General features: G+C 45.4%; 16 protein-coding genes. 13 read left to right on the top strand and 3 right to left on the bottom strand.

Annotation, left to right across the window (positions count from 1 at the left end; all coding sequences use genetic code 11):
- Positions 1 to 138: 138 nt before the first annotated feature.
- The 7 genes from KO537_RS05310 (at position 139) to KO537_RS05280 (ending at position 8,547) form a co-directional block, all read left to right on the top strand.
- Positions 139 to 3,228: an amidohydrolase family protein gene (locus KO537_RS05310; protein WP_219234010.1), complete on the top strand. Its 3,090-nt coding sequence runs from the start codon at positions 139 to 141 to the stop codon at positions 3,226 to 3,228.
- Positions 3,228 to 4,574, top strand: coding sequence for an amidohydrolase family protein (locus KO537_RS05305; protein WP_219234009.1), 1,347 nt, complete (start codon positions 3,228 to 3,230; stop codon positions 4,572 to 4,574). The genes KO537_RS05310 and KO537_RS05305 overlap by 1 nt, the downstream gene beginning before the upstream one ends.
- 78 nt (positions 4,575 to 4,652) lie before the next feature.
- Positions 4,653 to 5,033, top strand: a complete 381-nt coding sequence (gene rcsF / locus KO537_RS05300; RefSeq protein WP_113940978.1) for an Rcs stress response system protein RcsF — start codon at positions 4,653 to 4,655, stop codon at positions 5,031 to 5,033.
- A 192-nt stretch (positions 5,034 to 5,225) separates the two neighbouring features.
- On the top strand, positions 5,226 to 5,960 hold the full coding sequence (gene tsaA, locus KO537_RS05295) for a tRNA (N6-threonylcarbamoyladenosine(37)-N6)-methyltransferase TrmO (protein WP_219234008.1): 735 nt from the start codon (positions 5,226 to 5,228) through the stop codon (positions 5,958 to 5,960).
- Positions 5,961 to 6,590 (top strand): acyltransferase, encoded by a 630-nt coding sequence (locus KO537_RS05290; protein ID WP_105252033.1) that lies wholly within the window; start codon positions 5,961 to 5,963, stop codon positions 6,588 to 6,590.
- A gap of 15 nt (positions 6,591 to 6,605) precedes the next feature.
- A complete protein-coding gene (locus KO537_RS05285; RefSeq protein WP_219234007.1) occupies positions 6,606 to 6,770 on the top strand; it encodes a hypothetical protein in 165 nt (54 codons plus the stop codon).
- Between the two features lie 61 nt (positions 6,771 to 6,831).
- A complete protein-coding gene (locus KO537_RS05280) occupies positions 6,832 to 8,547 on the top strand; it encodes a proline--tRNA ligase (protein ID WP_219234006.1) in 1,716 nt (571 codons plus the stop codon).
- Positions 8,548 to 8,687: 140 nt separating this feature from the next.
- Here KO537_RS05280 and KO537_RS05275 read toward each other — a convergent pair whose 3' ends face one another.
- Complete coding sequence (locus KO537_RS05275) at positions 8,688 to 9,569, bottom strand: helix-turn-helix transcriptional regulator (RefSeq protein ID WP_219234030.1); 882 nt, start codon at positions 9,567 to 9,569, stop codon at positions 8,688 to 8,690.
- A gap of 168 nt (positions 9,570 to 9,737) precedes the next feature.
- Here KO537_RS05275 and panB point away from each other — a divergent pair, with 168 nt between their 5' ends.
- From panB to KO537_RS05245, 6 genes are all read left to right on the top strand, one after another.
- Positions 9,738 to 10,580, top strand: a complete 843-nt coding sequence (gene panB, locus KO537_RS05270) for a 3-methyl-2-oxobutanoate hydroxymethyltransferase (protein ID WP_219234005.1) — start codon at positions 9,738 to 9,740, stop codon at positions 10,578 to 10,580.
- Positions 10,581 to 10,716: 136 nt separating this feature from the next.
- On the top strand, positions 10,717 to 11,841 hold the full coding sequence (locus KO537_RS05265; RefSeq protein WP_028761134.1) for a patatin-like phospholipase family protein: 1,125 nt from the start codon (positions 10,717 to 10,719) through the stop codon (positions 11,839 to 11,841).
- A 194-nt stretch (positions 11,842 to 12,035) separates the two neighbouring features.
- Positions 12,036 to 12,284, top strand: a complete 249-nt coding sequence (locus tag KO537_RS05260) for a hypothetical protein (RefSeq protein ID WP_028761135.1) — start codon at positions 12,036 to 12,038, stop codon at positions 12,282 to 12,284.
- A gap of 143 nt (positions 12,285 to 12,427) precedes the next feature.
- Positions 12,428 to 13,135 carry a YjbF family lipoprotein gene (locus KO537_RS05255; protein WP_028761136.1) on the top strand — a complete coding sequence of 236 codons (708 nt, stop codon included), beginning with the start codon at positions 12,428 to 12,430 and terminating at the stop codon, positions 13,133 to 13,135.
- Positions 13,136 to 13,145: 10 nt separating this feature from the next.
- Entirely contained in the window at positions 13,146 to 13,931 is a 786-nt protein-coding gene (locus tag KO537_RS05250; protein ID WP_173497675.1) for a capsule biosynthesis GfcC family protein, read from the top strand.
- Entirely contained in the window at positions 13,931 to 16,297 is a 2,367-nt protein-coding gene (locus tag KO537_RS05245; protein ID WP_219234004.1) for a YjbH domain-containing protein, read from the top strand. Before KO537_RS05250 ends, KO537_RS05245 begins: the two co-directional genes overlap by 1 nt.
- A 150-nt stretch (positions 16,298 to 16,447) precedes the next feature.
- Here KO537_RS05245 and rfbC read toward each other — a convergent pair whose 3' ends face one another.
- Together rfbC and rfbA are read right to left on the bottom strand one after the other, a co-directional pair.
- A complete protein-coding gene (rfbC, locus tag KO537_RS05240; RefSeq protein ID WP_219234003.1) occupies positions 16,448 to 16,987 on the bottom strand; it encodes a dTDP-4-dehydrorhamnose 3,5-epimerase in 540 nt (179 codons plus the stop codon).
- Positions 16,977 to 17,864 (bottom strand): glucose-1-phosphate thymidylyltransferase RfbA, encoded by an 888-nt coding sequence (gene rfbA, locus KO537_RS05235; protein WP_219234002.1) that lies wholly within the window; start codon positions 17,862 to 17,864, stop codon positions 16,977 to 16,979. The genes rfbC and rfbA overlap by 11 nt, the downstream gene beginning before the upstream one ends.
- Positions 17,865 to 18,006 lie beyond the last annotated feature (142 nt).

The raw sequence follows: 18,006 nt of genomic DNA, 5'->3' as shown, positions 1-18,006 counted from the left end.
CCATCAATCGTTTCAAACTTAAACGACAGCCGTTAATTCCGCACCTCACTCCCGCTCAAATTACGTTACAATTCAGCCTTAGTATTTACATCTGCTTTCAGTTACTCTTTGTTCACCCTCACTCGATTGAATAAAATAATGCAGATAAACAATAAGATAATGATAAGCTGCAGCATAATCGCTAGCTTAGTATCACAAACAACATTTGCCCAACTCAATACTGGAACAACATCCAGTAAACTCACTGCATTTACCCATGCTGAATTAATTATTGCCCCGGGAAAGCGTTTAAGCGATGCCACTTTATTAATTGAAAATAATCGAATTAAAGCCATTATTGAGCACAACGACATTCCCGCTGGCGCATTTAGAATCGATTTGAGTGGTTATACAATTTATCCCGGATTTATCGATCCTTTTACCGATTATGGGATTGAATTCGAATATCCCAAACTTAAGCTCACTCGCCCCGTCTATGATATAAAGCGTATCGGTGGTAATGCGGAAAATGGTGCAATTCATTCTGAAAAAGAATGGTTTAATTACGTTTACCCCAATAAAGAACGCGCAAAAGAGTGGATTAATAATGGTTTCACCAGTGTGCAAAGTAGCAAACTCGACGGTATCTTCCGTGGAACGGGTGTCAGCCTTTCATTAGCAGACAAAACGGCTAATGAAGTGATTTATCGCGCCCGCAGTCAACCTTTTATGGCATTTGATAAAGGTTCGTCTGAACAAGATTATCCCTCATCATTAATGGGCAGCATTGCACTTATTAGGCAAACCTTTGCCGATGCAAATTGGTATAACCAAAATAAAAACAAACCTGCCAATGGCGCAATAAACAATCAAGTCGAATTTAATATCGCCTTTGAGCGTTTAGATAATTTAGCCGATAAGCAAATTATCTTTGAAACCAAAAATCTCAATGACCAATTACGTGCAGCCCATTTACTCAAAGAACATAAACTGCCAGCCAACCTACTTGGTAATGGTCAAGAATACTCACGCATCAATGAGTTAAAGGCGCTGAACTATCCGTTGATCTTGCCTTTAAACTATCCGCAGGCACCCGATGTCGGCACAGATGACGCAGATCGTGAAGTATCACTGGCGGATTTAAGACAGTGGGAACGTGCACCAACCAACCCTGCGGCGGTAGCTAACGCAGGTATCCCCTTTGCGTTAACGCAGTTTGGGATTAAGACCGATGCCTTCTGGCCGCGCCTACGCCAAGCCATTGCCCAAGGTTTAAGTGAAGAAAACGCTCTCGCGGCACTCACCACCCAAGCCGCAGAGATGACAGGCACCGCCGACTTTACCGGTAAACTCGCGCCCGGTTATATGGCTGACTTTGTTATCACTAAAGGCAATATCTTTAAAGATGGCCAGATCTACAGTGTTTGGTTGCAAGGTCAGGAGCAAAGTCTGCGCTCACTTCCCCAAGCACGATTACTGGGGGATTACCAATTAAGCCTCAATAACCTCACGCTAGATTTATCGCTACATGATGAAAGTAAAAGTGATAAACCCAACATCCAAGGCAATTTAAGCAGTGGCGAACAAAGTATCTCACTCACTCAACTTAAGTTAGATGATAACGGAAGATTGAGCTTTACTGCCGATTTGAGCGCTGCAGGCATTAACGGCCTTAGCCGCTTTACGCTGTGGATGGCCGATGACGGCATTCAAGGTCGTATGGTCGATGCAAAAAGTCGCACTACAAATGTTGCCGGTGTCGCTTTAACTCAAACTGCAAAGCTCAAGAATGCAGACCAAGCAAGCAATCATGCTCCCAAGAATGAAGCCAGCACGAGCCTAGTGAGTCACCTCACCTTCCCTAACGTCGCTTACGGACTGAGAGAAGCCCCTAATGTTGAGAAGCTACATATCAAAAATGCCACCCTGTGGACCTCGGATAAGCAAGGCATTCTCGAACATGCTGATCTCTTGATGGCCAATGGCCGCATCGAAAAAATTGGCCAACAATTAAGTACGCCATCAGGTTATCAAGTCCTCGATGCAACAGGTAAACACCTCACCGCTGGCATAGTCGATGAACACTCGCATATCGCCATTAATGGCGGTACTAACGAAGGAACAGACGCAGTTACCTCTGAAGTACGCATTGGCGATATTATTAATCCCGACGATATTTCAATCTATCGCGCCTTAGCGGGCGGCGTCACCAGCGCGCAATTACTCCACGGTAGCGCCAACCCTATCGGTGGCCAATCACAACTGATCAAAATGAAATGGGGCGAGCCAGCCGAACAACTCAAATTTGTTAACGCGCCCGCCAGTATCAAATTTGCTTTAGGTGAAAACGTCAAACAGAGTAACTGGGGTGAGAAATTTGTTCAGCGCTTCCCCCAGACTCGCATGGGAGTAAAAGCGTTATTTGAAGAAACCTTCGACGCTGCTATCGCCTATGAAAAGGCCTTAAAAACCTATGATAATCTGCGCTCCAGCGATAAAAAGAAAACCGTCGCTCCGCGCCCAAGTTACCGTCTGCAAGCAGTGGCCGAAGTATTAAATCAGCAGCGTGATGTGCACATTCATTCCTATGTGCAGTCAGAAATCCTGATGTTTATCCGCTTAGCCGAGGCTTATCACTTTAAAGTACAAACCTTTACCCATGTGCTCGAAGGTTACAAAGTGGCGAGTGAACTGGCTGCCCATGGTGCTGGCGCATCGACCTTTGCCGATTGGTGGGCCTATAAGTTTGAGGTGTATGATGCGATTCCGCAAAACGCTTGTCTGATGCAAAACAAGGGGGTGACCACCAGCATTAACTCAGACGATTATGAAATGCAGCGCAGACTCAACCAAGAAGCGGCTAAGTCTATGATGTATTGCAATATGTCGAAGGAAGACGCTTGGAACATGGTCACTATCAATCCGGCTAAACAATTAAGAGTCGATGAATTTGTGGGTTCACTCACCCCAGGCAAAATGGCCGATATCGTACTCTGGAACGCAGAGCCTCTGTCTATTTACGCCAAAGTGACGCAGGTATGGGTTGAAGGAAAACGCTATTTTGACCGCGACCAAGACCAAGTTGCCCAGCAAGCGGTGGTGAACGAGCGAGCCGCACTTATCCAAAAAATTCTCAGCAGTGATGGCCAAACTAAAGCGGGTGAAAAAGTCACGCCACTCAACGAGCCACAGTGGCACTGCGACACCCACTATCAGGCATGGGGCCACGCTCATGAGGGAGCCAAATAATGCAACATTTATCTAAAACCGTTTTGTTTGTGGCGCTACTCGGCGCAATTTGCACCACGCAGGCCCCAGCTATGGCAAGCGATATTGTGCCTACGCCTAAACAAAGCCGCAGCGTACTGATTAAAAACGCCACTGTGCACACAGTCACTCAAGGCGTGCTCAGTAACACAGACGTCTTAATTGAAAATGGCAAGATCACGGCCGTTGGGCCTCAACTGACCAGCCAAATCAACAATGCAACCGCAGAAACCAGCGACACTCAAATCATCGATGCCAGCGGTAAACACTTGTATCCGGGCTTAATCGCCCTAGACACCAGCTTAGGCTTAGTCGAAATTGAAATGAGCCGCCCAACAGTTGATAACGCCGAGGTGGGTTATATCAATCCGCAGATCAGCACAGCCACAGCTTACAATCCGGATTCGGAGCTCATCCCGACCATACGTTACAACGGCATTACCCACGCACAAATCGTCCCAAGCGGTGATGGGTTAGCTGGACAATCGGTACTGGTGGATCTCGATGCATGGACGATTGAAGATGCGCTGACGCCAAGTGCTGGACAGTTCCATGTCTATTGGCCGCAAATCAAGCGCATGCCAGAAGATGAAAAAGAGAAAGCCAAGGCCATCGAGAAAAATCAGCTGGCGATCGACAAGCTCAATATCGCCTTTGAAGATGGCTATCGCTATTTCTTAAGTGATAAGGCCAACAGTAAAGACAAAAACCAGGATGAAAATCCCCAGTCTGCGACCAACAACCTGCGCTGGCAGGCCATGTTGCCGCTATACCAAGGCAAAGCGACACTGTTTGCCCATGCCGACAGTGTTGGCCAAATTGAGCAAGTGATCGCCTTGACGAAAAAATACCAATTCAAACTGGTAATGGTCGGCGGATACGATGCATGGCGTTTGGACTCAAGCCTAAGGGAAGTTAAGGCTGGAGTCATTTACCCTCATACCTTGAGTCTGCCTAAACGTAAAGATGAGCCAGTTGATTTACCCTTTAAGATCCCATCTTTACTCGCCAATGCAGGTATTCCCTTCGCCCTTGGGTTCTCATCGGACTGGAATAGCCGTAACCTCCCCTACGCCGCAGGCTACAGCGCCGCCTATGGTTTAACGCCTGAACAAGCACTTAAGTCCATCACCTTAGATGCCGCAAAACTGTTAGGTGTGGAAGATTTAGGTGCGATAGCGGTGGGATACCAAGGCAGTGTCGTGCTGTCCAAGGGCGACATTCTCGACCCTATGACCAATAAAATTGAGGCTATCTGGATTGAAGGGCGGCAGATAGATCTGAATAATCGCCATCAGCAGCTTTATCAAAAGTACCTTAAGCGGTAGAATTTACTCAGATAATAATATCGCATCAGCGCAGCCTACCAAGGCTGCGCAGTTTTCTCCTCAACCTCAGGTCAAACCATGAAAATTATCCTCTCAAGTGCATTAGTGCTCCTGCTCAGTGCCTGTGCAAGCGACTACAGTTTTAACAGTAATTTGGACAGTGAGGCAATTAATGACTATTTCAAGGCATCCGATGTCATCCTTTATGAAGGTGATACCTTGCCTAAAGGTCATTATGAGTTAAAAGGATTGGTCGAAGGTGAGTCCTGTCAGGCCGATGCTAACGGTGCGCCCGCATCACTTGCCGATGCCAGAACCGAAGCCCGTCGCAATGCCGCAGATAAAGGGGCTAACGGCATTATCATCAAGCAATGTGTCATATTTGAAGAAGCTGCCCAAGGTTGTATCAGCCGCGCACTATGCGTTGGTCAAGCAGTAAAAACGGCTACAACAGAGTAAGCCTCACGCATATTAAGCATACTGCTCGCGGCGTGATCCTATGGTGTTCTAAGATTGCCCCTATCAACCGCTTAATGGCTAACGCTTCATGACCAACGCTGCATTATTAGCACACAAAGATGGGCCTTAATGATTAGCTTAGAATAATGAGCTTAGGCGGTTGTTATACTTACCCTTTAGGTAATTTTTTGCATGACATTTACCAACCAAATTATCGCAGTGGCAACATGCCGCACGCCCTATAAACAAAAATTTGGCATTCCAAGACAACCCGGACTTGTTGAAGCGCGTGGTTATGTCGAACTCGAGCCCCATGTAAATCATATCGATGCGGTGCGTGGCATAGAGCAGTATTCCCATCTCTGGTTGCTATTTTGCTTCCATGAGAATCTTGCCCAAGGTTGGAAAACCACAGTGCGCCCGCCGCGTTTAGGCGGCAATGAAAAACTCGGCGTGTTCGCCACTCGCTCCACTTTTCGCCCCAATGGTATAGGTCAGTCTGTAGTGAAACTGCACGGCGTAGTGCAGCGCAAGGGCAAAGTGTGCCTCGAAATTTCCGGTATGGATCTGCTCGATGGCACACCGATAATTGATATTAAGCCATACATTCCTTTCTCAGATTCGATTACCGATGCTGTAGGCGGCATTGCCCAAGACGCGCCTAAACTGATTTCAGTGGTGTATTCTGACCATGCCAAGACACAGATTGAGCGTTACGCCCTGCAGGAAACCTACACAGATTTAGCTCTGCTTATCCGCGGTGTGCTGGGGCAAGATCCGCGCCCCGCCTACAAAAAAGCCAAGGACGATCCTAAGTTATATCAAGTCGCCCTCTATGATTTAGATGTATTCTGGCACATGGCAGTCGATGACAATGACCAAGAATACATCTTGGTACTAGAACTCAAACCGGGGAAATGTGGCTAAATGTCTGCGCCAACGCCTACATCAAAACCTGATTATCAAAGCCAGCATAAAAAGCGGCTCTCTTGGATGCCGTGGCTGTATTTTTCTTTAAAAGAGAAACATTTAATCTGGGCCAAACCTTGGCAAGACGATATTCAAGCAAAACTTTGTGCCCTCGAAACGGTAACTATCGGCGAGCACTGTTTTATCGCCCCCGAAGCTCAGTTATTTGCCGAACCCAATCGTGATATCCGCATAGGTAATCGCTGCATGATCGCCGCCGAGTGTTTTTTGCATGGGCCTATCACGCTAGGGGACGAAGTGGCGATTAATCATGGTTGCTCCTTCGATGGCGGCAGGGTCGGGATTCAGATAGGCAATCAAACCCGCATCGCCAATAATGTCACCCTTTACGCCTTTAACCATGGCATGGCACCAGATACCCCCATATATCAACAAGCTGCCAACTCCAAAGGCATTGTTATTGGCAAAGATGTGTGGATTGGCGCTCAGGCAGGCATAGTCGATGGTGTGACCATTGGTGATCACGCTGTGGTGGGTATGGGCAGCATAGTAACGAAAGATGTGCCCGACTGGGCGATAGTGGCAGGCAACCCCGCCAAAGTGATTGGTGATAGACGGGATAAGTAAGCAGTAAGGATTATCTTGATACTAGCAGTGACGAAGTCACGCTCTAACAGCGCAGCGCTCTTCCTTGCGTTATCCGTTATCCGTTATCCGTTATCCGTTATCCGTTATCCGTTATCCGTTATCCAGCATCAAAAAATGCTATTTATCTCCCAGCTAGTTGAATTTAACCTAAATCCCTAGGTGACATCACCAAAGCAGGTGATAAAATGGCGACCATTCAACTCAAATTTGGACATCGGTAATGCGCGTCAGCAAGTACCTGCTATCAACACAGAAAGAAACTCCTGCCAACGCAGAAGTCATTAGTCATCAATTAATGTTACGTGCGGGTATGATCCGTCGTAATGCGTCGGGCCTTTATAGCTACCTCCCCACGGGCTTACGTGTACTGCGTAAAGTCGAAGCCATTGTTCGTGAAGAAATGAACAAAGCCGGTGCAATTGAAATTCTAATGCCTATGGTACAACCGGCGGACTTGTGGGTAGAAACGGGTCGTTGGGAAAAGTTTGGTCCCGAGCTGCTGCGCTTTAAAGATCGTCACAATCGCGACTTCGTACTGGGGCCAACCCACGAAGAAGTGATCACCGATCTCATTCGTAAAGAAGTCAGCTCATACAAGCAATTACCGCTGAATCTTTACCAAATTCAAACCAAATTCCGTGACGAAGTTCGCCCACGTTTTGGCATGATGCGCTCACGCGAATTCTTGATGAAAGATGCCTACTCTTTCCACCTTGACGTCGATACCATGAATGAAACCTATGAGGCTATGTACACAGCCTATAGCAACATTCTATCGCGCATGGGCTTAGCTTTCCGCCCAGTTTTAGCTGATACGGGTTCAATCGGTGGCAGCATGTCACACGAGTTCCATGTTCTAGCACAAAGCGGTGAAGATTTAATTGCTTACTCAACGGGCAGCGATTATGCCGCTAACATTGAGAAAGCCGAATCACCTATGCCAACTGAACCCCGCGGCGCAGCCACTGAAGCATTGCGTTTAGTCGATACCCCAAATGCGAAGACCATTGCAGAATTAGTTGAGCAGTTTGGTTTGGATATCACTAAAACAGTCAAAACCTTGATCGTAATGGGCGCGACAGAAGCGACGCCTTTAGTGGCACTGATTGTTCGTGGTGACCATGAACTCAACGAAGTCAAAGCCGACAAGTTAGATTTAGTCGCATCACCATTGGAAATGGCGCCAGAAGCGCTGATCCGTGACGCCATCGGCGCAGGTCCAGGTTCACTTGGCCCTATCGGTCTTAAAATCCCTATCGTTATCGATCACAGCGTTAGCGTAATGAGCGATTTTGCCGCCGGTGCTAACGTTGATGACCAACACTATTTTGGTATCAACTGGGAACGCGATCTGCCGACAGCGCAAGTTGCCGACATCCGTAACGTAGTCGAAGGCGAGCCAACACCTGATGGTTCAGGCACTTATGCTATGGCACGCGGTATCGAAGTTGGCCATATTTTCCAACTGGGCACTAACTATTCTAAATCGATGAACGCGACTGTACTTGACGAAAATGGCAAGTCACAGGTGCTACTGATGGGTTGTTACGGTGTCGGCGTGAGCCGTATTGTGGCAGCAGCCATCGAACAAAACTTCGATGACCGTGGCATCATTTGGCCAGAAGCGATTGCGCCATTTAGCGTAGGCATTCTGCCTATGAACATGCACAAGTCGCACCGCGTAACCGATATCGCCGAGCAGTTATACAAAGACTTAAACGAAGCGGGTATCGAAGTGTTATTGGATGATCGTAAAGAGCGTCCAGGCGTGATGTTCGCCGATATGGAACTGATTGGTATCCCACACACTGTGGTGATTGGCGATCGCAATATCGATGCTGGCGTATTTGAATACAAAAACCGCCGCACAGGTGAAAAACAAGATATTCCATTCGATCAACTGCTCGACTTCCTGAAAAACGCAGTCAAAAGCTAAGTCTCAACGCGAAATGTAGACAAGCTGAAGATTAAAAACGAAACGCACTTGAGCCCAGCTTAAGTGCGTTTTTTATTGGACTTTTTATTGACCTTCATCGTTCACATTGGCTCGCAACATGACTTTTTATATGCGGCTGTTTACCGCTGTATTTTGGGCAAGGTATTTTGCGCTAACAGGTACTGACTCGGAGCGACACCCATCAACTGCCTAAACATATAACCAAAGGCTGAACCCGAGGCATAACCTAAGGATAACGCTGTAGTGAGCACAGATTCACCTCGGCTGAGCATTTGAATCGCCACCTGCAATCTAAGCCTTTGCAACCATTGGCTATAACTCAGCCCTGTTTGCTGTTTAAATAATCTCGCTAACGTGCGGGCAGAGGCACCGACCTCCCGCTGCCAATCAACCAAAGTACGTTGCTCACTTGGATCGGCAAGCAAAGCCTCGGTAATGCGCAGTAATTTTTTATCCCTAGGATAAGGTAAATCCAAGGCGACCTTAGGGGCGAGTACCATAAAGTCACGGATCACCATCAAGAGCCGCATGACGCGATCCTTAAAATCGGGATCAATTAGCCCAGCCTCACTCTTCACTAAGGTATTAGCCTCTTGCAGTAATAACTGCAAAACAGGCTTCACACTCAAACAAGTACTGTCGGGTGGAAACCCGCCTATCCGGGTTTCATCCAAATACAGACTACTCAATTGCACCTGACCTAGCGCGATAACCTCATGATCGACAAAGGGAGGCACCCACACCGCTTGCTCAGGCGGCACAATGTAACGCCCAGCAGGCGTGATCACACTCAGCACACCTTGACTGGCATAAATGACCTGTCCCCAAGAATGGCTATGGCGCTGCACATGTTCAAACGGCTTGAGTGTTCGCTTAAGCAACATGATGGAGGCACTTAGCCCTGCGGCGGCTAAACGTGAAGGCGCGACCTGCGTGTGCTGAGTAATATGCTGCTGGGATAAATGCGTGTCAGTGACTTGATTCAAGGTGTTATCGCCCAAAGTGATTTTTATATCGAAGCTTCTTTTCATATTATCGAGCCTCTTTGTTTAGAAGTACCTTTATGCAAAGAAGTGTCTTTATATCTAGACATTAAGTCAATCTATCGAGCCTAAGCCAAAGCAGCAAACGCTAACATGTCATATCAGACTGAATAAATTGGAGATGACATGAGTATCCACATGGATAAAAACCGCGTAACGCCCGTTACATTACAAAAAATGAAAGGTAAAACCCCCATAGTTGCTCTCACCGCCTATGAAAAGCCGATGGCAGAAATTATCGATCCCCATGTGGATATGATTATCGTCGGCGACTCCGTCGGCATGGTGGTTTATGGGCAAGACTCTACACTCGGGGTTACCTTAGAAATGATGATTAATCATGGTCTTGCTGTCACTCGCGGCGCAGCACATGCCTGCGTTATTATCGATATGCCCTTTGGGAGTTATCAAGAATCGCCTCAGCAAGCCTTCAGACATGCCAGCCAAGTATTAATACGCACAGGCGCGCAGGCGGTAAAACTTGAGGGTGGCGCAGAGATGCTCGACACCACTCGTTTTTTAACCCAGCGAGGGATCCCTGTAATGCCACACATAGGATTAATGCCGCAACACGTGAATCAATTGGGTGGATTTAAAACCCAAGCAAGGGATGCTGCCGCCATCGAAGCCCTCGTTAGTTTAGCGAAAGACTTTGAGCAAGCAGGCGCTTTTAGCATACTGATTGAAGGCACATCCGAGCTCGCGGCGCGCACAGTGACGGCAGAAGTCTCAATCCCAGTCATAGGCATTGGCGCCTCACCCGCCTGCGATGGTCAAGTGCTCGTGACTGAGGATATCTTAGGCTTATTTTCTGACTACACGCCTAAATTTGCTAAACGCTATATCGACTTAGGACCATTGATCACTAAGGCCTGCGCCCAATATGCCCAAGAAGTGAGAACGGGTGAGTTTCCAACATCGGAGCATTGCTTTGGCCTCAGTAAAACGACCAAGGTTACTGCGGATTAATTGTCTAAAGCGAAATGTTCCAGCAATCGAATAAACGATAAATCGAAATTTACAACTAATTGAGTCTACCGACTTGCTTTTTATAGGGGGGCGTTGCTTTAATAAAACTATTAAAACAATAAATTGAGTCTGAAGATTGCCTACATCAACTGCATTAGTCTTAGGCGGTGGCGGCGCTAGGGCGGCCTACCAAGTCGGCGTGTTAAAAGCACTGGTCCAGCTTTATCCACGCAATCATGGTATTCCTTTTAAAATTATTTGCGGAACCTCTGCGGGTGCCATCAATGGCACCGCTATCGCGACCCATGCCTCTTGCTTTCACCTTGGCGTCAGAAAACTCGAATGGGTTTGGCGTCACTTTGAAACTCGAAAAGTCTACCGAGCTTCGATCACAGGCGTGCTCAGCCATCTAACGAAAATGGCCCTCAAAGGCATGCAAGATGATAAGGTCAATACCGATGCAGGCAGTCTGCTCGATAATGATCCGCTCAGAGGCTTACTCAATGAGCTTATCGACTTTAAACGTATCGACCGTAATATCCGTAATGGCTCACTGACAGCGCTAAGTGTTGATGCCTCTTGTTATAATAACTCTCGCTCAGTGACCTTTTTCCAAGCCGCGAAAGAAATCGAAAACTGGACCCGTGCCCGTCGCAGTGGCGAACGTATCATGCTCAATACCGAGCACCTACTCGCTAGTTCTGCAATCCCTATGGTATTTCCATCCATTAAACTCAACCAAGCCTATTATGGTGATGGTTCAGTCCATCAGCTAGCACCGCTCTCAAGCCCTATTCATTTAGGCGCCGAAAAACTCTTAGTCATTAACTTAGAGAGCCCGCACAAGCACTTTCCTATGGAACTAGAATATCACCCAAAAACAGCAACCATAGCGGGTCATCTACTCGATACTATCTTTTCAGATACCTTAAACAGCGACCTTGAGAGACTTGAAAGGATCAATAACACTTTAAGCCTGATCCCTGAGTCAAGCCGTAACAAACTCGCCTTGCATCCGATTAAGGCCCTAGTCATCAAACCTAGCGAAGATCTCAGCAAAATTGCTGCCCGCTTCTATGATGACATGCCATGGGCCGTCAAAACCTTACTCGGCTTCATCGGCATAGACAGGCAGTCAGACTCAAGTATTGTGTCCTACCTACTCTTCGAAAAAACGTATACCAGCGCTTTAATCGACTTAGGCTATAAAGATGCCATGGAAAAAATCGATGAACTTAAAGATTTCTTTTGTTTAAAATAAGCTAACGACTTAATCAGTTTCTTCACTAAAAATCATGCCAAATGGATAGATATAGCTTGAATATTAGTGCCGAAATTCAAACTTTCGCATGAGCAAGAAGATGGATTTAACATTGATAATTTTGTTTGCATCGCTTACTATGCTGTACTAGATTATCAAAAAATCATGCACATTTTTTCAAAAAGGGAATCACGATGAAAAAAACTTCACTAGCACTTATCGTTGCAATGACAGCATTCAGCTCTATGGCTGCAAATGCAGTTGAAGGCGAAGCTGCCGGTACTGGTACTGCTGCAAGCACTAGTACTGGTGTTATCGTTGCTGGTAGCGTAGCTGCTGCTGCTGCAATTGCTGGCGCAGTTGTTATCTCTAACAGTTCTGATGGTAACCCAATTACCAACACAGGTACTGGCACAGGTACAACTACAGGCACTGGTAACTAAGCTATTGTTAGTATGCTTCTAAACAGCCGCCTTATGGGCGGTTGTTTTTTTTGAGTGTTTACAAAGTTAATTTCATAACTTGAAATCTGTCTGATACCTCTTTAAATTCGCTATTTAATCCTAATTGAGAATAAGCAACTCGGATGCGTATACATAAAAAATTACTGTCACTACTGACAATCTCGATTGTGTTAGTAAACACAACCGCTTGTAGCCAAAGAATCAGCGCACTTAACGATACTTTGAAGTTAGCCTTTATCGGTGACAAAGATACTCAATTGTCGGAACAGCAAGTTAATAATATCCCCTATGCCAGTATCTATGCTCGAATCGATGGTATACCTCAAGCGTTCATTGTACTTGCACTTGCAGAGCCTAAGTTCACCTTAACGCTGCCACCGACTCCTGCAATAACAGAGTTAAAATGGCTCTCTGCAGATAAAGCCATGTTAGTAACAATAAATGGACGATTGGTTAGGACGAGCAACCTATTAACAGGTGATTTAATTGCAGTAGAAAGCAATGAGCCAGATCCTATACTCTTAGGCTTACATTTAGATAGCACTCCCAAAACATGGACTCGAACGATTGATTGGCAACCCGGATATCACTTTGGCTACCGCGTAAATTCACATTTTAGTTTTATTGCTAAAGAAAACATTCTCATCAACGATACTCCAACCCAAGCGCTACATTACCTTGAATCAGTTTCGGTAGATAATCTCAATATTCAGTATCAAAATGAATTTTGGCTAACACCAGAAACAGGTCATGTGATTAAGAGTCGTCAAAAAATTGCCCCTAATCAGCCTTTTATCGAAATTACATTACTCAAGCCATTTGCGTCTTAGTGGAGTCCCAATGAGATCCTATTTAATGCCCTTAGCGCTACTGCTCAGTTCTGTTTTAGCGACAGTAGCTCAGGCTGAAACTCAATTGTTAGTTACAACGTCGTCAAACCAAGATGCACAAGTTGAATTACTTTATCCAACATCGATTCGTCTTGATAAAGTAGTACTGGACGGCTTACAACAACTTCAAATACATAATAAAAACAATCATAAAGAGATAACCCCTATTTATTGGTTGGGTGCAGCACTACTCGATATCCAAAACACTGCCGCTTTAGAAGCTAAACGCAAAGAAACCCTGTCCCAACTAGCACAAATGGGTCAAGCTGCAGATGACAGTATCTATACAGCAAAGCTTGCAAAACTTGCGCAGTTTTTACGACAAATCAAGCTTGGACAGCGCGTAATGCAGCCATTACATCTTGATTTAATCAGGATAAATGACTCATACAACCCTCTAATTGATGGCCGTTTCGAACTTATCTTACCTCAGAGACCTACGACTGTACTTGTCATGGGTGCGGTAGCTAAAGCGGGAAGTTTTGAATGGCAAGTCAATAAAAATAGTAAAGACTATTTAGCGAAAGCAATTCCATTAGAAAACGCTGATAATAGCTTCGTATGGATAGTTCAACCAGATGGTAAAGCACTAAAACAACCAATAGCCTATTGGAATGCTCAAGCGCAAGATATTGCTCCAGGAGCTGTCCTTTATGTTGAATTTTCAGACTTAGTAGAAGACTACAGCACATTGAACGCCAATATTATTGAATTATTAAGGAATCGGGCTCTGTAATGAATAACGCTACCCATTCTAATCTTACGTTAAGTAAACTTTCAGCAATTGCTCTGGCTCTTTTCCCTTTATTCCATATCCAAGCCGATGAATTTAGCTATCCTCCACTCTTAGCCTCACAATCGGACTTTGGTGGTGTAGGATTAATGCAAATGCCTACAGGACGTATGGCTCCTGAGGGTGAGTTTAATTTTGCAACAACTTATAACTCTGAATACCAGCATTTTTCAGCTTCAGTGCAATTATTCCCTTGGTTTGAAACTACGGTTCGTTATACCCAAGTACAAGATCTACTCTACAGTAACGATCCGAGTTTCAGCGGTAACACCAAGTACACTGATAAAGGTATCGATTTTAAAGTCCGTCTAGTGGAAGAAAGTTACTGGTTACCAGAAACTTCTATTGGTATAAGAGATTTTGGCGGTACAGGCTTATTTGATGGCGAGTTTATTGCGGCCACTAAACGTGTTGGTCCAGTCGACTTTACCTTAGGGATAGGCTGGGGCTATATAGGAAATAGCGGTAACCTGACTTCGGATAAAAAAGATCTTAATGATAATTGTGATCGAGACACATCTTTTGGAGGAAAAGGTGGAACTGTCGACTACCAACGTTGGTTTAAAGGCTGTGCGGCATTATATGGCGGTATTGAATATCAAACGCCGTGGGAACCTTTACGAGTAAAAGTAGAATATGATGGAAATGATTATCTAGCAGATTTCCCCGTCACTGGTGGTGGCGTCGATATGTCACAAGACAGTAAATTTAACTATGGCTTACTCTACCGAGCAACAAGCTGGAGTGATTTCCACCTAAGCTATGAGCGTGGTAATACTTGGACGTTAGGTGTTAGCCTGCAAACTAACTTCAATGACTTACGACAAATTAAACGTGATACTCCTGCAGAGAAATATAAACCTATAGCAGCAGTACCTATGTCGGGTAAAAGAGTAACGCATGACGGTACAGAAGAAACAGCACAATCCTCTACCGATACGGCTATTTCAACGGTAACAACTCAGCCATTAGTAACAACTGAGTCATCAAAGTCAGAACCGGTTACAAACACGACTATCCACGCTGAAATGCCCAGCCAAACTGATTGGGACAGAGTAGCGACTGAGCTTAGTACTATCGCTGGTTACGACAATCCAAAAATCTATCTTGATAATCACATCGTGACCGTGGTTGCAGATCAAGTAAAGTATATGGACCGTAAAGAAGCCCACCATAGAGCGGCGACGATACTGGCAAATAACACGAACAAGCAGATAATTACTGAATATCGTCTTATTGAAACCCGTTATAAGCAGCCGATAACAGAGACACATATCGACGCTGATAAATTCGCTCAAGTAGCTACCTATGGTTATATCAATGCAGATATGGCGGATAGCACAGAAATCAGTTTACCAAGGTCGCCTCAAGGAACATTAGTAACCCAATCCCATGAGGATTGGTTGGATAAATTAAGTTTTGATATTGCCCCCACTATGGTGCAATCCTTCGGTGGTTCAGAAGGTTTCTATATGTTCAACATAGGTGTTACTGGCAGTGCAGCGTATCGATTTAATGATCGCTTGGAACTTTCGGGATCACTTTATTTGAATCTCTATGATAACTACGATAAATTTTTGTACGATGTTCCACCTGATGGTACCGACTTAAAACGCGTAAGAACGCTTATTCGTCAATATGTCCATGACTCAACGGTCAGAGCGACTAACTTACAGCTAACTTGGATGGATAATCTGAGCGATAACATCTCCTATCAAGCCTATGGTGGTTATTTAGAGATGATGTATGGCGGAGTAGGTACCGAATTCCTTTATCGACCGCTAAACAGTGAATGGGCATTCGGTTTTGATGTTAACTATGCGAAACAAAGAGATCCTGACAGCATGTTTGGTTTCTTCGAGGATGAAAATCAGTTTGACCCACTGACCAATCGCGCCTATCGAGTGCAGACAGGCGTAGTGACAGGACATGCGACCGCTTATTACCAGCCAAAGTGGTTCCCGAATACCTTGCTAAAAGTCAGTGCAGGCCAATATCTTACCGAGGACAAAGGCATAACTGTCGATTTCTCAAAACAGTTTGATAGTGGCGTTATCGTCGGTGCATTTGCGACTAAGACTAACTTGTCGGCAGAAGAATACGGTGAAGGTAGCTTTACCAAGGGATTCTATATTTCGATCCCATTCGATTTAATGACAATTAGACCGACTCAAAGCCGTGGCTTCCTCTCTTGGATGCCGTTGACCCGTGACGGTGGCCAAATGCTTGGTCGTAAATACAACTTATTTGATATGACTGATGCGCGGTCACCTTGGTATACCAGACCCAGTGTAGACCCCATTAAATAGTTAGTACGCAGCTAAACCTCAAAACGGGCAAGATAATTCTTGCCCGTTTTGTTTTCTGCCATTAGGACTAACTTACAATAGTAAAATCTGCACTGCCAAATTAGCTCACGACTCTATTGGCCATTTATTTAATACAAGTAGTGATTAGCTTTATGAGGGTGTGCTGGCGATGCTATCTCTAGCGGATAAAATCGGTGCGGCGATTAATGGCCAATCAATGGCAAACTCAGCACTGTTCCAAGCTAAAACGCTTTCATCTTCAGGATCATAATATTGAGTACATTGATAAATAACATCAGCATAATCACTAAGAACATAAAAACCGTGCGCAAAGCCCGGTGGGATCCACATTTGCAGATGATTCTCTGCCGATAACACTCGCCCAACCCATTTTCCATAGGTGGCCGAGTCGGCCCGTATATCAACAGCAACATCAAAGATGCTCCCTGCACAGACCCGCACCAATTTACCTTGCGGCTTACGCTGTTGAAAATGCAATCCACGTAGTACATTGTATTGCGAACGACTCTGGTTTTCCTGCACAAATACGGGAGGCTCAAGTCCTCTTGCAGTAAAACAAGCATCAAAATAGGATTGCCTGAACGTTTCCTTAAAAAAACCACGCTCATCACCAAATACTTGGGGTTCAAACACCAATACTTCGGCTAATTCAGTTTCATTACATTTCATCAAATACCTGCTTATCGAGTAAACCGAGCAAATACTCTCCATAACCACTCTTGAGTAAAGGCTGAGCTAATTGCGCTAACTGCTGCACATTGATCCAACCGCAGCGAAATGCAGTCTCTTCAGGACAATTGATTTTTAGCCCTTGTCGTTTCTCAATGGCAGCAACAAATTGTGTCGCCTCGGCCATGGCATCAGGCGTACCAGTATCTAACCAAGCTGTCCCACGCCCTAGAATATCGACCCGTAACTCTCCCAAAGCTAAGTAACGAGTGATAACATCGACAATCTCTAACTCGCCCCTTGCCGAAGGTAAAACCGTTTTTGCAAATGTTGCAGCTCTGCCGTCAAAAAAGTACAAGCCAGGCATAGCGTAACGTGAACGAGGCTGCAGAGGTTTCTCTTCGATAGAAAGCACTTTACCCGTGTCATCGAACTCAACAACACCATAAGCGTTAGGGTTCGCCACATGGTAACCAAAAACGGTCGCCCCAGATTGGCCTTGCCAAGCATGTTGCAAATTTACCGTTAAGTGCTGACCATAGAATAGGTTATCCCCTAGAATAAGCGCACAGGCATCACCCGCTAAAAATGGCTCGGCGATAATGAGTGCTTCAGCCAATCCCTTCGGAGAGGCTTGTTCGGCATATTGCAGCTTAAGCCCCCAATGACTGCCATCACCGAGTAATGCATGGAATAGTGGTAAATCGTGGGGAGTACAAATGATCAAGATATGCCGTATATCAGCCTGCATCAGGGTGACAAGTGGGTAATAAATCATTGGTTTATCATAAATGGGCAGTAATTGCTTACAGACAACCTGCGTCATAGGATAAAGACGCGAGCCAGTACCGCCCGCCAGTAAAATGCCTTTTCTCATTGAAATATTTAGGATTGATAAGCCATGTTAAAGTGCCAAGATTGTAGCATACAAAATGTCGCGAGCAGGAAGAACAGATAATAGGACTGTTGGCTGTTAATGCAGGAAAAACAACAGAATATTAAACCGCAAAAGCTAAATA

Source organism: Shewanella sp. NKUCC01_JLK (genome assembly GCF_019345615.1).
Lineage (GTDB): Bacteria > Pseudomonadota > Gammaproteobacteria > Enterobacterales > Shewanellaceae > Shewanella > Shewanella oncorhynchi.
The sequence above is the reverse complement of the archived record's forward strand: the minus strand, read 5'-3'. Positions and strand labels throughout refer to the sequence as shown.

Excerpts from the sequence above, each read along its gene's own strand:
- KO537_RS05245 (WP_219234004.1), top strand. The coding sequence starts at position 13,931 with ATGAATAACGCTACCCATTCTAATCTTACGTTAAGTAAACTTTCAGCA.
- KO537_RS05250 (WP_173497675.1), top strand. The coding sequence starts at position 13,146 with ATGAGATCCTATTTAATGCCCTTAGCGCTACTGCTCAGTTCTGTTTTA.
- panB (WP_219234005.1), top strand. The coding sequence starts at position 9,738 with ATGAGTATCCACATGGATAAAAACCGCGTAACGCCCGTTACATTACAA.
- rcsF (WP_113940978.1), top strand. The coding sequence starts at position 4,653 with ATGAAAATTATCCTCTCAAGTGCATTAGTGCTCCTGCTCAGTGCCTGT.
- rfbA (WP_219234002.1), bottom strand. The coding sequence starts at position 17,864 with ATGAGAAAAGGCATTTTACTGGCGGGCGGTACTGGCTCGCGTCTTTAT.
- KO537_RS05290 (WP_105252033.1), top strand. The coding sequence starts at position 5,961 with ATGTCTGCGCCAACGCCTACATCAAAACCTGATTATCAAAGCCAGCAT.
- tsaA (WP_219234008.1), top strand. The coding sequence starts at position 5,226 with ATGACATTTACCAACCAAATTATCGCAGTGGCAACATGCCGCACGCCC.
- KO537_RS05305 (WP_219234009.1), top strand. The coding sequence starts at position 3,228 with ATGCAACATTTATCTAAAACCGTTTTGTTTGTGGCGCTACTCGGCGCA.
- KO537_RS05260 (WP_028761135.1), top strand. The coding sequence starts at position 12,036 with ATGAAAAAAACTTCACTAGCACTTATCGTTGCAATGACAGCATTCAGC.
- KO537_RS05255 (WP_028761136.1), top strand. The coding sequence starts at position 12,428 with ATGCGTATACATAAAAAATTACTGTCACTACTGACAATCTCGATTGTG.
- KO537_RS05310 (WP_219234010.1), top strand. The coding sequence starts at position 139 with ATGCAGATAAACAATAAGATAATGATAAGCTGCAGCATAATCGCTAGC.
- KO537_RS05280 (WP_219234006.1), top strand. The coding sequence starts at position 6,832 with ATGCGCGTCAGCAAGTACCTGCTATCAACACAGAAAGAAACTCCTGCC.
- rfbC (WP_219234003.1), bottom strand. The coding sequence starts at position 16,987 with ATGAAATGTAATGAAACTGAATTAGCCGAAGTATTGGTGTTTGAACCC.